This is a genomic window from Planotetraspora kaengkrachanensis (genome assembly GCF_016862895.1).
GTDB classification, from domain to species: domain Bacteria; phylum Actinomycetota; class Actinomycetes; order Streptosporangiales; family Streptosporangiaceae; genus Planotetraspora; species Planotetraspora kaengkrachanensis.
On record NZ_BONV01000019.1, the window covers coordinates 133,179 to 148,703 of the forward strand.

Here is a 15,525-nt window from a genome sequence, read left to right on the forward strand (position 1 = left end):
GGCGAGGAGTTCCGCGAAACACCTACAGGGTAGCTACCGTTCGTTCATGGCAAATGTCGCATAAGACATGGAAAGGCAGACAATGGCGGAGATTCCCCGTTTCCATCTGGCCGTGCCCGTGGACGACCTGGACGCGGCCCGCCGCTTCTACGGCGAGCTCATGGGCTGCGCGCAGGGCCGTAGCTCCGACCGGTGGATCGACTGGAACCTGCACGGCCACCAGTTCGTCACCCACCTGGCCCCCGGCCGCTCCGAACGCGTGCACAACCCGGTCGACGGCCACGACGTCCCCGTGCCGCATTTCGGGCTTATCCTGACAATTCCAGAATTTCACAAGCTGGCGGACCGGTTCCGCGAAGCCGGCACCGCGTTCGTCATCGAGCCGTACCTGCGTTTCGAGGGCCTGCCCGGCGAGCAGTGGACGATGTTCCTGCTGGACCCGGCCGGCAACGCGATGGAGTTCAAGGCGTTCGCGGACGACGCGCAGGTGTTCGCCGTCTAGCACTACATCGCTGGATCGCGTTCAGCGTCTGGCTGATTCCGCTGTGTGACGGGCTCGGGTGTGTCGCGGTGGGGGGCATGCCCGAACCTGTCGAGAGTCCAGGCGCGGTCACACTCGCTGATCTGAATATCTGCGCGAGTGGAGCGGCCGCCTGTTCCCTTTGGCGCAGGGCGTACCCCGAACGGTGTAGACCCCGGTGACGGTCAACGGACGACGCGGCCCGCGCGCGGCCCGGCCTAGCGTTGCGCCTCGCCCCTTGTCGCGCTTGTCGCGCTTCACCCCCTTGAGGGAGCACCCCGCATGGCCGAACCTTCGCCGCTCCGCGAACCCGCCCCCGTGCGCCATTCCGCCGTGATCGTCGACGCCGCGCTCGCCGTTCTCACCGTGGTCGGCTTCACCACCGGCGCCCTCGCCGCCGGGGTGCGTTCACCCTGGCAGGGCACGATCCCCCTCGCGCTCTTTCTCGGAGCTCTCCTGTTCTTCAGGCGCCGCCTCGGTCCCCGGCGGCTTCGCCGTACGGGCCGACATCCCTGTGGCAGGCTCGGCACCGTGACGATCAAGGTGCTCCTCGCCGACGACCAGGCACTCGTGCGGGCCGGGTTCCGCAGCCTGCTGGCCCGTTCCCGGGACGTCACTGTCGTCGGCGAGGCCGCCGACGGCGACGAGGCCGTACGGCTGGCCGCGAGCACCCGCCCCGACGTCATCCTGATGGACATCCGCATGCCCGGCACCGACGGCATCACCGCCACCCGCCGCATCGTGGCCGACCCCGCCGCGCCCGGTTGCCGCGTCGTCATCCTCACGACGTTCGACACCGACGAGCACGTCTTCGCCGCGCTGCGCGCCGGAGCCGGCGGCTTCCTCACCAAGGAGGTCGAACCGGCCGAGCTGCGCCGCGCGGTCGCTGCGGTCGCCGCCGGAGACGCCCTTCTATCGCCGGGTGTCACCCGCCGCGTCGTCGAGCAGTTCGCCCGTCGCCAGGACCTCTCTCCGGGCGCCGGACAGCGGTTGGCCGTCCTCACGGCGCGGGAACGGGAGGTGGTCAGGCTCGTCGCGCTCGGCCTGTCCAACGACGAGATCGCCGAGCGCCTCGTCATCAGCCCGCTCACCGCCAAGACCCACATCACCAGGTCCATCGCCAAGCTGGACGTACGCGACCGGGTGCAACTGGTCATCCTCGCCTACGAGAGCGGCCTGATCCGGCCCGGCGGCTGAGCGAGACGGACGATTCGTTCGCGCCGCCACAAATGACTCGCCATCGCGCCGTGCCGGGCGGCGAGATCGGGAGATCACGCCCGGTCTCGTCGCCCGTACGGAGCCGGCTCACGGAAGCCGGCCCGAGATTCCATGAAACGAAAGAGAGGGCACCCGGAGTGCCCCTCGCTTCGACCTCATCAGAGGGGCCGGGCAGGAGCAATGTGAGTGGAGGGAGCCGTTGTGAACACAACGGGCTGAAGCGGCCAAAAGTGCCCGATATTCGCATCGAATTTGTTAGTTACAAATGCTGGGTTATCAGGCAATAATGCATACGTCTCAGGGGGGACGTACGTAAACGGTGGGAGTCGATGGGGGATTTCGTCGGCGCGGCGCTCGGTTTTCCGGCCGTCCTGTTCAGCTTCATGTTGGTCGTCGTCATCGCTTATTGGGTGCTCGTTCTGCTCGGAGGTCTCGGGCTCGACCTTCCCGACGAGTTCCTGTCGGGCATCGGGATGCGCGGGCTCCCCGCGGGCGTCGCGCTCTCGCTCATGGTGGCGATCGCCTGGTTCGTCAGCCTCGCCGGTGTGGTGCTGGTCGACGGGACGCCCGCCAGGATCGCCGTTCTGCTGGTCGCGCTGCTCGCCGCATGGTCGCTCACCCGCCTTCTGGCGCTGCCGTTCCGGCGGTTCCTGCCGCCGATCGCCGCGCCGTCGCGGAACGACTTCGTCGGGCGGATGTGCGTCATCCGCACCGGGCGGGTCGGGCGTGACTTCGGCCAGGCCGAGGTCACCGCGGAGGACGGCTCCTCCGCGGTCGTCCAGGTGCGGCAGACCGGCGAGGACGACCTTCGCGCCGGCAGTTCCGCCCTCATCTTCGACTATGACCCGGAGGGCGAGTTCTTCTGGGTCATGCCCTATGAAATGCACTGACAGGGGACCTAGCGCATGGATGTCATCTCCACGGGAATGGGCGTTCTCTTAGGCGTCATCCTTCTCGTCATCATCGGCATGGTGTTCGTCATCAGCCGCCTGTTCCGCAAGGTCGAGCAGGGCAAGGCTCTCATCGTCTCCAAAGTGCGGAAGGTGGACGTCACATTCACCGGCGCCGTCGTCCTGCCCGTGCTGCACAAGTCGGAGACGATGGACATCTCGGTGAAAACCATCGAGATCACTCGGACCGGGCAGGAAGGCCTCATCTGCCGGGACAACATCCGGGCCGACATCCGCATCACGTTCTTCGTCCGGGTCAACAAGACGGTCGAGGACGTCATCAAGGTCGCGCAGGCGATCGGCACGGCCAGGGCCAGTGACGAGCAGACGCTGCAGGTGCTGTTCAACGCCAAGTTCTCCGAGGCGCTCAAGACGGTCGGCAAGCAACTCGACTTCGTCGACCTCTACACCAAGCGCGACGAGTTCCGGGACCAGATCGTCCGCGTGATCGGCACCGACCTGAACGGCTACAGCCTCGAGGATGCCGCCATCGACTTCCTCGAGCAGACGCCCCTGGCGCAGCTCGACCCGGCCAACATCCTCGACGCCCAGGGCATCAGAAAGATCACCGAGCTCACCGCGATCGAGCACGTCAAGACCAACGAGTACCAGCGCAACGAGGAGAAGGAGATCACCCGCCAGAACGTCGACGCGCGGGAGGCGATCCTCGAGCTGGAACGGCGCCAGGCCGACGCGGAGACCAAGCAGAAGCGTGAGATCGAGACCATGCGGGCGCGGGAGGAGGCCGAGACCTCCCGGGTGCGGGCCGAAGAACGCCTCAAGGCGCAGACGGCGATCATCCGCACCGACGAGCAGGTGGGCGTCCAGGAGGAGAACCGGGCCAGGGAGGTCGCCGTCGCGGAGAAGAACCGCGAGCGGGTCATCGCGATCGAGACCGAGCGGATCGAGAAGGACCGCATGCTCGAAGTGATCGCCAGGGATCGCGAGACCGAACTGGCCCGCATCGCCAAGGACAAGGAGCTCGAGGTCGAGAAGCGGGCCATCGCCGAGGTCACACGCGAGCGGATCGCAGTGGACAAGACGGTCGCCGAGCAGGAGGAGACCATCAAGCGCCTGCGGGTCGTCGAGGAGGCCGAGCGCACCCGCCAGGCACTGGTGATCCAGGCCGAGGCGGAGGCGCAGGAGAACCTCGTCAAGGACATCAAGGCGGCCGAGGCCGCGGAGGCCGCCGCGAAGTACAGGGCCCGCGAGGAGCTCGTGCTCGCCGAGGCCCGCCAGCAGGCGGCCGAGCTCGACAGCCGGGCGAAGATCCGCCTCGCCGAGGGCATCCAGGCCGAGGCGGCCGCCGCCGGCCTCGCCGAGGTCCAGGTGCGCGAGCGCGACGCCGAGGCCATCGAGAAGGTGGGCCGCGCGGAGGCCGCCGTCGACAGGGAGAAGGCGCTCGCCGCCGCCCTGGCCGTCGGCGAGAAGCTCAAGGCCGAGGCCGAGGGCGAGCAGGCCAAGGCGCTCGCGGCCGCGGCCGCCGTGGGCGAGAAGCTCAAGGCCGAGGCCGAGGGTCTCACCGAGAAGGCGGCGGCGATGGCCGCGCTCGACGAGGCGAGCCGGGGACACGAGGAGTACCGCCTGCGGCTGGAGGCCGACACGCAGGTCCGGCTCAGGAGCATCGACGTGCAGCGGAACATCGCCGAGGCGCAGGCGGCCGTGCTGGCGGCCGGGCTGGAGAAGGCCGACATCGACATCGTCGGCGGCGACACCGTGTTCTTCGACCGGCTGATGGGCTCGATCTCCATGGGCAAGAGCGTCGACGGCTTCGTCGAGAACTCGGACGTCGCGCGGGCGGTCGCCCGGCCGTACCTGGACGGGACGGCGAGCCTGACCCAGGACCTCAGCCGGATGCTCGGGTCGCTGGACACTGCCGACGTGCGGAACCTCACGCTCTCCGCGCTGCTGGTGAAGCTCATCAAGGCGGGCGGACCCGATGCCGACAAGCTGCAGGCCCTGCTGAGCGCCGCGCAGCGGCTCGGCGTCGCCGAACAGCCGGTGGCGGCGCTCGACGCGGTGAAGCACTGACGAGCGCGTGACAGAGGTTTCCGTGACAGAGGCCGGCGGGACGGACACCGCAGTGACCGGGACAGAGTCGATCGGAACACAGCCGATCGGGACGGCGACCACCGCAGCCGGGGGCGCCGAGGCAGGGAGCATGGGAGCGGGGGACGCCGCCGGGACGCGGGCCGGGCTCGACGCGGGCACCTACGAGGTGCTCAGAGCCCGGCTGGGCGAGCAGGCCAAGGAGCTCGCCCGCCGGGCCGAGGCGCTCAACGCCGACCGGCTCGAGGTCTTCGGCGGCACGGAGCTCCGGCTCGTCGGCACCGACCGGGTCCGTACGGAGAACAACTGCGTGCCCCGCGACATCGTGTCGGCGGACGGGGTCATGTTGTTCGGCTACAACGTGTTCATCGGGCTGAAGTCCGAGACGACGGTGCCGGACGTGTTCTCCGCCCACCGGTTCAGCCGCGACGGCGACGCGTTCCGGTTCGACGACGCGCCCCTGCCGTTCGGCGGCGACCCGCAGTTCGACCGGGACTTCGGCGAGCTGTACCGGTACTACAAGGAGACGAGGCTGCTGCAGCTGCGCCGGGTGGAGGGCAGGCTGCTCGCGGTCTTCCAGACGGGCCCGCAGGACATCCGGGTGTTGCGCTGGACGGTCGCGGCCGACGGCTCCATCGCCTACCTGGACAACCGCGGCGAGCGCGACCACGTGTTCCCGCCGTCGCACGACTTCGAGTGGACGCAGACCACCCGGGACGACCACGTCCTCGGCCGCCATCCGCACATCTCGATCGGCGACGAGGTGTTCGTCGAGACCGTCGGCGGCGACCTCACCATCAAGATCGAGAACAACACGGAGACCGGTGAGGGCGTCTACCGGGAGCCCGTCGCCGAGCCGCTGCAGAGCCTGGCCGACGCCGACGTCCAGTACGCCAGGGTCGGCCCGCTGATCCTGCTGCGCATCCGGCCCTACAACGAGCCCGAATGGCGTCACCTGGTCTTCAACATCCGGACCAGGGCCGTGGTCAGGCTGGACGGCATCGGCAGGTCCTGCCTGCTGCTCCCCGAGGACCAGGGTGTGATCTTCCCCGGCGGCTACTACCTCGCCACCGGCACGGCCAAGACCTTCGACACCGACGTGGCGGGCCTGGAGTTCGAACGCGTCATCCGCTCGCCCAACGGCGAGGACGTGCTCTACGTCTACCGCGCGCGGACGGAGGGCCGGACGCTGCTCCTGCCGTACAACGTGATCCGCAAGGAGGTCGCCAACCCGATCACCTGCCACGGCTACTCGCTGTTCGACGACGGCACCCTCATCGTGTTCCGGGAGACCTCCGCCGAGCCGACCCGCGTGCATCCCATGCAGGTGTGGCAGACGCCGTACGTCTCCGACACCTTCGCCGCGGCCCAGCCGGTGGGGACCGGCCCGCTGGAACGCATCGGCAACGCCGAACTGGTGCGCGGGATCTCCGACTGCCTGTCCGTCGTCCGCATGGTCGGGGAGATGGCGCCGTCCGTCCCGGTGCTCGAGGCGCTGATCGCCGCGTGCGTCCGGGCCTTCGACACCTATCACTGGCTGAACGACCACGGCCTGCGCGGGCCGCTCGCCGACGTCCGCGCGACGGCCGAGCAGGTCCTGGACGAGTTCGAGAAGGTCCAGTCGCTGACCGGGCAGGCCGCGTCCGCGCTGCAGGACGAGGAGGGGCGGATCGCCTCGCTCGTACGGCAGGCCCGTGGCGAGACGCCCATGACGGCCGACGCCTGGGTGCGGCAACTCGCCGGGCTCCGCCGGGCCCAGGGGCGTCTCGCGACGTTGCGCGAGATGCGGTACGCCGACCTGGACAGGGTCGCCGCGCTGACGGCCGACCTCGACTCCGAGATCGGCACGGCCGCGCGTCGGGCCGTGACGTTCCTCCAGGGCGAAGACGCGTTCACCGGCTACCACGCAGACGTGGAACGGCTCACCGAGCAGGCACGGGCCATCGGCACCGTCGCGGAATCCACGCCGGTCTCCGAGCGGCTCGCGGAGCAGAGCGAGGGCCTGGCCATCCTGACCGAGGTCGTCGGCACGCTGGACATCGACGACGCGACGGTGCGCACCGCGATCCTGGAACGGATCGGCGAGGTCCTCGGCGGGATCAACCGCGGCAGGGCGACGCTCACCGCGCGGCGCGAGGAACTGCTCGCGAGCGAGGGACGGGCCGGCTTCGCCGCGGAGTTCGCCGTGCTCGGCCAGACGATCACCGGCGCCCTCGACGTGGCCGACACCCCCGAACGGTGCGACGAGCAACTCGGCCGGCTGATGCTCCAGCTGGAGGGGCTGGAGTCGCGGTTCGGCGAGTTCGACGACCTCGTCGCCCGGCTCGAGGACAAGCGGGAGGACGTCTACGAGGCGTTCTCCTCGCGCAAGCAGGCGCTTCTCGACGAACGCGCGCGGCGTGCCGACCGGCTGTCCGCCTCCGCCGACCGCATCCTCGGCGGCCTGGGACGCCGGGTCGCGAGCCTCGGATCGCTCGAAGAGGTCAACACCTACTTCGCCTCCGATCCCATGGTGGCCAAGCTGCGCGCCGTGTCCGGCGAGTTACGCGAGCTCGGAGACCAGGTCAGGGCCGAGGAGCTCGACGGCAGGATCAAGGCGGCCCGGCTCGAGGCGGGCCGTGCGCTGCGCGACCGGCTCGACCTCTACGCCGACGGCGGCGAGACCATCCGGCTCGGCAGGCACCGATTCGCCGTCAACACGCAGCCGCTCGACCTCACGCTGGTCCCGCAGGACGGGCGGATGGCGTTCGCGATCACCGGGACCGACTACCGGGCGCCGGTCGGCGACGAGTCATTCGACGCCACCCGGCCGTTCTGGGACCAGCCGCTCGTCTCCGAGTCCGCCGACGTCTACCGGGCCGAGCACCTGGCCGCCGCGATCCTCTCCGAGGCGGAGGCGGACGCACCGGAGCGCACGCTCGACGCCCTCCAGGCGGCCGCGCTCGTCGACGGCGGCCTGCTCGACGTGGTCCGCCGCGTCGTGGAGACCCGCTACGACGAGGGTTACGAACGCGGGGTGCACGATCACGACGCGGCGGCCGTCCTCGACGCCCTCCTGCGACTTCACGCCGGCGCCGGTCTGCTGCGGTACCCGCCGGAGGCGCGCGCCGCCGCGCAGCTGTTCTGGGCGTTCGGCGCCGAAGAGGCCGCCCGTGCCACCTGGACGACGCGGGCCCGTTCGCTGGCCAGGGCCCGGGCCATGTTCCGCAGGAGCTCCGCGGCAGGTGAGATGCACGCGGAGCTGGGTTCGGCCGTGGACGCCTTCCTTCGCGGCGCGGGACTCGCGGGAGGCGAGGCCGCGCTCGCGGGGGAGTACCTCTTCGAGGAGATGTCGAGCACGCCCACCGGTTTCGTCACGAGCACCGCGGCCAGAGGCCTCCTCGACGGCTTCCGGGGGGCGCTCGGCGGTTCCGCGAGGGACTTCGAAGCCGACCTGCGCGCGCTCGGCGACGACCTGAGAGCCCGCCACCAGCTCGTCGGCGCCTGGCTCGGGGCCTACCTCGACGCCTCCGACGGCCGGTCGGCCGTACAGGCCGGAGATCTGGCCGAGGCCGTCGCCGTGCTGCTGTGCGACCTGCCGCGGCACGACTCGTCGGCGGCCCTGACGGCCACCGTCGAGAACCTGCTGGGCACGCATCCCCGGTTGACCGGGCGGAACATCGACCTGCGCCTCGACGAGGTGCTCGCCCGCACCCGCCGGTTCCGTACCGAGCGGGTGCCCGCCTACCGCGCCTACCAGCGGCGGCGGGGTGAGCTGGTCGACGGCGAGCGGGCGCGGCTGCGGCTCGAGGAGTACAGGCCCTCGGTGATGAGCGCGTTCGTGCGCAACCGGCTGCTCGACGAGGTCTACCTGCCGCTCATCGGCGACAACCTGGCCAAGCAGCTGGGCGCGGCGGGAGACGCCAAGCGCACCGACCAGATGGGCCTGCTGTTGCTGATCTCCCCGCCGGGGTACGGCAAGACGACGCTGATGGAGTACGTCGCGAGCCGGCTCGGCCTGGTCTTCGTGAAGGTCAACGGCCCGGCACTGGGGAACGCCGTCACCTCGCTCGACCCGGACCAGGCTCCGGACGCCACCGCGCGGCAGGAGATCGAGAAGGTCTCGTTCGCGCTGGAGTGCTCGAACAACGTGCTGCTCTACCTGGACGACATCCAGCACACCTCGCCCGAACTGCTGCAGAAGTTCATCTCGCTGTGCGACGCCCAGCGCCGCATCGAGGGCGTGTGGAACGGCCGGACCCGCACCTACGACCTGCGTGGCAAACGCTTCGCCGTCTGCATGGCGGGCAACCCGTACACCGAGGCGGGCAGACGCTTCCGCATCCCGGACATGCTGGCCAACCGGGCCGACGTGTGGAACCTCGGCGACGTGCTGTCGGGCAGGGAGGAGCTGTTCGCGCTCAGCTACATCGAGAACGCGCTGACCTCCAACCCCGTCCTCGCGCCGCTGTCGACCCGCGACCGCGCCGACGTCGAACTGCTCGTACGGCTGGCCAGGGGCGACTCGGGAGTGCGCGCCGACCAGTTGAGCCATCCGTACTCGAAGGTCGAGCTCGACCAGATCGTCGCGGTGCTCACCAAGCTGCTGCTGGTCCAGGAGATCGTGTTGTCCGTCAACCAGGCGTACATCGCCTCGGCTGCCCAGGCGGACGCCTCGAGGACCGAGCCGCCCTTCCAGCTCCAGGGGTCGTACCGGAACATGAACAAGCTCGCCGAGCGGATCATCCCGATCATGAACGAGGCCGAGCTCCAGGCCCTGATCGACGATCACTACCTGGGCGAGGCCCAGACGCTCACCTCCGGGGCCGAGGCCAACATGCTCAAGCTGGCCGAGCTGCGCGGCACGATGACGCCCGGCCAGGCCGAGCGCTGGGCCGCGGTGAAATCCGGCTACCTGCGGTCGAAGGCCCTCGGCGGGGACGGCGACGACCCGGTGGCCCGGGCCGTCGGCGCCATCGGCCTGCTCGCCGACCGGGTGGGCGGCGTGGAGAAGGCCATCGAACGGGCGGCCGGCCCCGAATGAGAGACCTTTGATGGCATCCTTACCTTGTGTCAGCTTCTCGGGGGATTAGTTCGACTCTGGTAGGTCGTGCCGGTGAGCTCGCCTTCCTGGACGCCGCCATGGACACGCTGCCCACGGCGTTGCTCGTCGGGGGCGAGGCCGGCGTGGGGAAGAGCAGGCTGATCCGGGAGTTCGTGCAACGGGTCCAGCAGCGCGGCCGGACGAAGGGCGTGCTGGCGTTGATCGGCGCCTGCCACCAGATCAGCGCGGAGGGCCTGCCGTACGCGCCCTTCAGCGCCGTGCTCCGCCGGCTCGTCAGGCAGATCGGCGTGGAGGGGGTGACCGCGCTGCTGCCCGGCGGCTCGCCTCGCGGTCTGGCCCGCCTGCTGCCCGAGTTCGGCGAGCCGGACACCGAGTCCGGCACGTCGGTGGCCAGGTCGCGGTTGTTCGACCACGTCCTGCTGCTGTTCGAGCGGCTGGCGGAGGACAGGCCCGTCGTCCTGGTCATCGAGGACGCGCAGTGGGCGGAGCGCTCCACCCGCGACCTGCTCAGCTACCTGATCGGCAACCTGCCGCCGGGCGTCCTGGTGATCGTCGCCTATCGGTCGGACGAGCTGCATCGCACGCATCCGCTCCGGCCGCTGGTCGCCGAGCTCGACCGCATCCCCTGGGTGCGCAGGCTCGAGCTCGACCGGCTGCCCCGCCGGGGGGTCGCCGAGCAGGTCCGGAGCATCCTCGGCCGCGAGCTCGATCCGCGGCTGCTCGACCGGATCTACGAACGCAGCGAGGGCAACCCGCTGTTCGTCGAGGCGCTGCTGGGCGACGGGAGGATCGAGGGCGAGCTGCCCGAGTCGCTGCGCGACCTCATGCTCGGAGCCGTCCACAAGCTTCCAGAGGAGACCCAGGAGATCCTGCGGCTGGCCAGCGCGGGAGGCGCCCGGGTCGAGCACACGCTGCTCGCGGCGGTCAGCGGGCTGGACGACGCCGCCCTGTCGCGGGTGCTCCGACCGGCGGTGTCCGGCAACGTCGTGGTCGTTGACGGCGAGGCGTACACCTTCAGGCACGCCCTGCTGCGCGACGCGGTCCACGGCGACCTGCTGCCGGGCGAGCACTCCCGCACGCACGCCAGGTTCGCCGAGGCGCTCGAGGCCGACCCGTCCCTGGTCCCGCCCGGCCGCGCCCCCGCGGCGCTGGCCTTCCACTGGTACTCCGTGCACGACGACACCGGAGCGCTGGTCAGCGCCTGGAAGGCCGCGCAGGTCGCGAAGGAGGCGGCCGCCTACACCGAGTCGCTGCAGATGCTCGACCGCGTCCTCGACCTGTGGAAGAAGGTGCCGGACGCGCAGGAGCGCCTGGGCGTCGACCACACGTCGGTGCTGGAGGGGGCGATCGAGGCCGCCAACGTCGCGGGCGAGACCGATCGGGGGATCGCCTACGCCCGCGAGGCGCTGAAGGAGATCGACGATCCGGTGCGCGCGGCCGGGGTGCTCGAACAGCGGGCCAGGATCAAGATCAAGCTGGGCGACGCCACGGTCCTCGACGACCTGCACGAGGCCGTTCGGCTGGTGCCGGCGCACCCGCCCAGCCTGCCCCTGGCGCGGGCGTTGTCCACGCTCGCGCAGCGGCTCTACCTGATGCCGTCGGGACGAAGGGACGAGGCCCGCGCGCTGGCCGCCGAGGCGCTGACCATGGCCCGCGCGGTGGGCGACGCCACCGCCGAGGCCCACGCCCTCATCACGCTCGCCGGGTGCGAGTTCGACGAGGGGGACGCGGAGCGGCACCTGGAGGCTCTGGCGGAGGCCCTCAGGGTCTCCGAGCGCGGGGCGGACGACTCCGTGCTGCTGCGGGCCGCCACCAACGAGGCGCACGTCCTCGAGGGCATGGGCGAGCACGAGCGCGCCGCCGCCGCGGCACGGCGGGGGATCGAGGCCGCGGGCCGCCACGGCCAGGCCCGCACGTCGGGCGCGTTCCTCACGATGAACCTGGCGGAGCCGCTGCTCGCGCTCGGCCGCTGGGACGAGGTCCTCGAGCTGGTCGAGCACGCGCTGGAGCTGTCACCGCCCCGGCTGACCCGGGCCTCGCTGCACTGGCTGATCGGTTTCGTCGCGATGGCGCGGGGCGACCTCGACGCCGCCGCAGACGCGCTGGCCGCCGTCGACACGGTGCGGGCGTCGTCGTCCTCCCTCGTGCAGGATCTGTTCCCGCCCGAGAGGCTGCGGATCGAACTCCGGGTCGCCCAGGGCGACCTGTCCGGCGCGCTCGACGCCGTCGACTACGTGCTGGCCGAGCTCGGCCTCTCCGGCGGACCCCGGTACGGCTGGCCGTTGCTGGCGAGCGCCGCACGCGCCTGTGCGGAGGCGGGCGGGGAACGCGCGGCGAAGCTGGTGGGCGAGCTACGCCTGCTGGCCTCGCAGACGCCCGTCCGCGTACGCGTCCAGCAGGCGCACGCCCTCGTCTTCGAGGCGGAGGCAGCGCGGGCCGAGGGCCGTGCCGTCCCGAGTGAGTGGGACGCCGCGGCGGCTCACTGGAAGGCGCTGGGCGAGCCGTACCCGGAGGCCTACGCGCTGCTCCGGGCGGCGGAGACGGCCGGCAAGGACGCCGCGGCGACCCGGCTGCACCGCGCGGCCGAGCTCGCACACGAACTCGGCGCCCAGCCGCTGCTCGAGGAGATCGAGGCCCGCGCCCGCCGTGCCCGCGTGCCGATCGGCGCGCGTCCGGGCGACGACTCGCTCGGGCTGACGCCGCGTGAGCGGGAGGTGCTCCGCCTCATCGCCGACGGGAGGAGCAACCGGGAGATCGCCGGGGCGCTGTTCATCTCGGCCAAGACCGCCAGCGTCCACGTGTCGAACATCCTCACCAAGCTCGGGGTGGCGGGCAGGGGCGAGGCCGCGGCCGTCGCCCGCCGCCTAGGCGTCGGCTGACCGGGCCGGCGGTAAAGATCGCCCCACCCGCCGGACGGAGGTCCGGCGGGTGCTGGTGAGATGGGAACGCCTATTCGCCGTCCATCATGCGAAGGACCACCCTGATGAACACTCGTGCCCGCGCGGGCCGTCTCGTGGCCGTCACATTCGCCGTCGTCGGGCTCGCGACCGCCTGCTCGTCCGGTGACGAGTCGAAGAGCGCCGCCCCCGCCCCCAAGGCCGCCACTCCCGAGTCGACCGCGGCCACCGCCGCCGCGAACGCGACGGAGACCCCCGGCCCCGTCGTCGGCGGGCCGGTCGGCACCTCGACGTCGTCCATCGGACTGATCGTGGTCGACGGCACCGGCCGCACGGTCTACGCGTACGACAAGGACAAGACCCACCCCGCGACGTCGGACTGCGACGACCGGTGCGCCGCCCAGTGGCCACCCGTTCCCGCCACCACCGACGTCGCCGGCATCGACTCCGCCCTGGTCGGCTCGCTGACCCGCAAGGACGGGTCCGAGCAGCTCACCATCGGCGACCACCCGGTCTACCTCTACGCCGGGGACAAGGCGCCGGGAGACGTCAAGGGCCAGCTGGCCGAGGGCGCCTGGCACGCCATCACGCCGAAGGGCAAGGAGATCGACAAGCAGGCCCGCTGAGCCGCCCGATGCGCGCGTCAGGCGGGAGCGCCCGGCGCGCGCATCGGGCGGAGTGCCACCGGGGGCCGGTGGGCCTCCGATGTGCCCCCGATGGCAGGTCCCGGTTTCAGCGGTCGCGCTGGATGAGGCCGAAGCCGTGGGCGACCTGGCCGTCGTCGACGATGTAGTTGCCGACGCTCCACAACCGGGCCGTGCCCTTGATCGGAGCCAGCGCGTTCACCGCTTCGACCCGGCCCCCGGCGGGGACCGTGCCCGCGACGGTCTTCCAGCGCCTGCCGTCGAAGCGCCAATAGAGCGGCGGCCCGGAGAATCCGGCCGGGTCGCCGGTGACCCACACCTTGCCGCCGTTGCCGCTGATGGCGAGCGGCCACTGGCCCTTGTCGGGCATCTTGACGTTCTTCCAGCGTTCGCCGTTCCAGTGCAGGACCGTCGGGATCCAGCCCTCGCCCTTCGGGATCAGCCCGGTCACCCACACGCTCTTCCTGGACTGGGCCCACACGTCGTTGACGCCCAGATTGTTCGCCGGGGTCTTCACCCGCTTCCAGCTTCGGCCGTTCCAGCGCGCGGTGTACGGCTGCAGCCCCTTGGCCTCGGTGTAGACGGTCCCGGCGATCCACGCGTCGGTGGCGGACCTGGCGTCGATCGAGCTGATCCGCACGCCCGCGGGCACAGCCGTGGTCTTCCAGCCGCCGCGGACGCGCCGCGACACCCAGGTCTCCCCGACCAGCCATGTGGCCTTGCCCGCCGAGGCGAGCTCGGCGTAGGAGACGGGCGCCCCCTCGGGAAGCTCGGGGAAGGCGACCTCGCGCCACCTCCGCCCGTCGAAGTGGGCGACCCCCGCCCGCTCCTCGTTCCAGCCGTAGACCCATACGTCACGGGGCGAGGACGCGCTGACGGAGTACCAGTACTTCATGTCCGGCAGCGAGCCGGGCGGGATCAGGCTCCAGGCGCGCCCGTTCCAGCGCAGGACAGCCGCGTGGTGGTCGCCGTTCGCGTCCTGGTACTGGCCGACCGCCCACGCGCTCGACGCGCTGGGAGCGGCCACCGAGTGGAGGTATCCCTCGGTCAGGCGGCCCGCGTAGAAGATCTTCCAGGCGGGCGGGACCGCCGCCGCCTGTCGCGTCGGCGCCGTCTGCCGCATCGGTGTCGCCTGCGCCGGCTCGACGGCCGCGGTCAGGCCGATGACCATCGTGGCGGCGGCGAGGCCGTACACCATCCTTGCTCTCATCGCGCGTCCTTCCCCCCGGGCCGGCCGGCGGAGGCCGGTGCCGTCCCTCGCTACTGAGAGAAGAGATGGGGATTACGGCGATGCGGTTTGTGGCCTGTGGGCGACATTTCTGAATCGCCGGGTAGGTGCGGGGTCCGACCGAGGAGGGATCATGGGCGACACCTACATCGTGACCGGGGGCGGCCACGGCATCGGACGCGCCATCGCCGAGCGGCTGCTGGGCGAGGGGAGCGGCGTCGTCGTCATCGAGTTCGACCCGGCGGCGCTTGCGTGGACCGACGACCACCCCGCCGGACCTCGTCTGACCGCGGTGGCGGGCGACGCCGCCGACGAGGCCGTGACCGAGCGGGCCGCCGACCTGGCGGAGTCGTCAGGCAGGCTCGCGGGGTGGGTGAACAACGCCGCGGTCTTCCGGGACGCCGCGCTGCATTCGACGGCGGCGCGGGACGTCCTCGACCTCATCACGCTGAACCTCGCCCCGGCGGTGACCGGCTGTGCCACGGCGGTGCGCCGGTTCCTGGCACGCGGCCAGGGCGGAGCGATCGTGAACGTCTCCTCCCACCAGGCGCGGCGTGCCGTGCGGGGCGCGCTGCCGTACGCGACGGCCAAGGCCGCGATGGAGGGGCTGACCCGGGCGCTCGCGGTCGACTACGGGCCCTCGGGCGTCAGGACCAACGCCGTCGCGCTCGGCTCGATCGGCACGCAGCGGTATGCGGACTTCCTCGGCAGCCGGGATCCGGCTGCGGCCGCGCGCATCGAAGGCGAGATGGCCTCGCTGCATCCGCTGGGCAGGGTCGGGCGGGCCGAGGAGGTGGCGGCCGCGGTGGCCTATCTGTTGTCCGATGACGCGAGCTTCGTCAACGGTGCGATCGTGCCCGTCGACGGCGGCCGGTCCGCCGCCGGCCACGACCCCGAAGAGATGTGATCACGGTGCCGCAGGGCGCGGGCCGGAGCCTCGGTTCAAGGGTTCGGCATGGGGACCGAGAGATTCCT

The 15,525-nt window shown here is 71.3% G+C and carries 9 protein-coding genes; 8 read left to right on the forward strand and 1 reads right to left on the reverse strand.

The features are described from left to right. Positions 1–82: 82 nt before the first annotated feature. The 7 genes from Pka01_RS22045 (at position 83) to Pka01_RS22075 (ending at position 13,304) form a co-directional block, all read left to right on the forward strand. Positions 83–502 (forward strand): VOC family protein, encoded by a 420-nt coding sequence (locus Pka01_RS22045; RefSeq protein ID WP_203884726.1) that lies wholly within the window; start codon positions 83–85, stop codon positions 500–502. Between the two features lie 549 nt (positions 503–1,051). Beyond that, positions 1,052–1,717, forward strand: coding sequence for a response regulator transcription factor (locus tag Pka01_RS22050; protein WP_239115201.1), 666 nt, complete (start codon positions 1,052–1,054; stop codon positions 1,715–1,717). 350 nt (positions 1,718–2,067) lie between these two features. Next, entirely contained in the window at positions 2,068–2,628 is a 561-nt protein-coding gene (locus tag Pka01_RS22055; RefSeq protein ID WP_203884728.1) for a hypothetical protein, read from the forward strand. A 15-nt stretch (positions 2,629–2,643) separates the two neighbouring features. Continuing rightward, positions 2,644–4,719: a flotillin family protein gene (locus Pka01_RS22060; protein ID WP_203884729.1), complete on the forward strand. Its 2,076-nt coding sequence runs from the start codon at positions 2,644–2,646 to the stop codon at positions 4,717–4,719. Between the two features lie 130 nt (positions 4,720–4,849). After that, positions 4,850–9,760, forward strand: coding sequence for a DNA repair ATPase (locus Pka01_RS22065; RefSeq protein WP_203884794.1), 4,911 nt, complete (start codon positions 4,850–4,852; stop codon positions 9,758–9,760). Between the two features lie 26 nt (positions 9,761–9,786). Further along, positions 9,787–12,660, forward strand: coding sequence for a helix-turn-helix transcriptional regulator (locus Pka01_RS41295; protein ID WP_275414490.1), 2,874 nt, complete (start codon positions 9,787–9,789; stop codon positions 12,658–12,660). Between the two features lie 104 nt (positions 12,661–12,764). Further along, the gene (locus Pka01_RS22075) at positions 12,765–13,304 is read left to right on the forward strand and encodes a COG4315 family predicted lipoprotein (RefSeq protein WP_203884730.1); all 540 of its coding nucleotides are present in this window, start codon (positions 12,765–12,767) and stop codon (positions 13,302–13,304) included. Positions 13,305–13,410: 106 nt separating this feature from the next. On the opposite strand, the gene Pka01_RS22080 is transcribed toward Pka01_RS22075, so the two are convergent. After that, a complete protein-coding gene (locus tag Pka01_RS22080) occupies positions 13,411–14,532 on the reverse strand; it encodes a hypothetical protein (protein WP_203884731.1) in 1,122 nt (373 codons plus the stop codon). Positions 14,533–14,683: 151 nt separating this feature from the next. Here Pka01_RS22080 and Pka01_RS22085 point away from each other — a divergent pair, with 151 nt between their 5' ends. Beyond that, the gene (locus Pka01_RS22085) at positions 14,684–15,457 is read left to right on the forward strand and encodes an SDR family NAD(P)-dependent oxidoreductase (protein ID WP_239115190.1); all 774 of its coding nucleotides are present in this window, start codon (positions 14,684–14,686) and stop codon (positions 15,455–15,457) included. Positions 15,458–15,525: the final 68 nt, after the last annotated feature.

Bases quoted from the DNA above. Each gene is read 5' to 3' on its own strand.
- Pka01_RS22045 (WP_203884726.1), top strand. From the start codon at position 83: ATGGCGGAGATTCCCCGTTTCCATCTGGCCGTGCCCGTGGACGACCTG.
- Pka01_RS22055 (WP_203884728.1), top strand. From the start codon at position 2,068: ATGGGGGATTTCGTCGGCGCGGCGCTCGGTTTTCCGGCCGTCCTGTTC.
- Pka01_RS22060 (WP_203884729.1), top strand. From the start codon at position 2,644: ATGGATGTCATCTCCACGGGAATGGGCGTTCTCTTAGGCGTCATCCTT.
- Pka01_RS22065 (WP_203884794.1), top strand. From the start codon at position 4,850: ATGGGAGCGGGGGACGCCGCCGGGACGCGGGCCGGGCTCGACGCGGGC.
- Pka01_RS22075 (WP_203884730.1), top strand. From the start codon at position 12,765: ATGAACACTCGTGCCCGCGCGGGCCGTCTCGTGGCCGTCACATTCGCC.
- Pka01_RS22080 (WP_203884731.1), bottom strand. From the start codon at position 14,532: ATGAGAGCAAGGATGGTGTACGGCCTCGCCGCCGCCACGATGGTCATC.
- Pka01_RS22085 (WP_239115190.1), top strand. From the start codon at position 14,684: ATGGGCGACACCTACATCGTGACCGGGGGCGGCCACGGCATCGGACGC.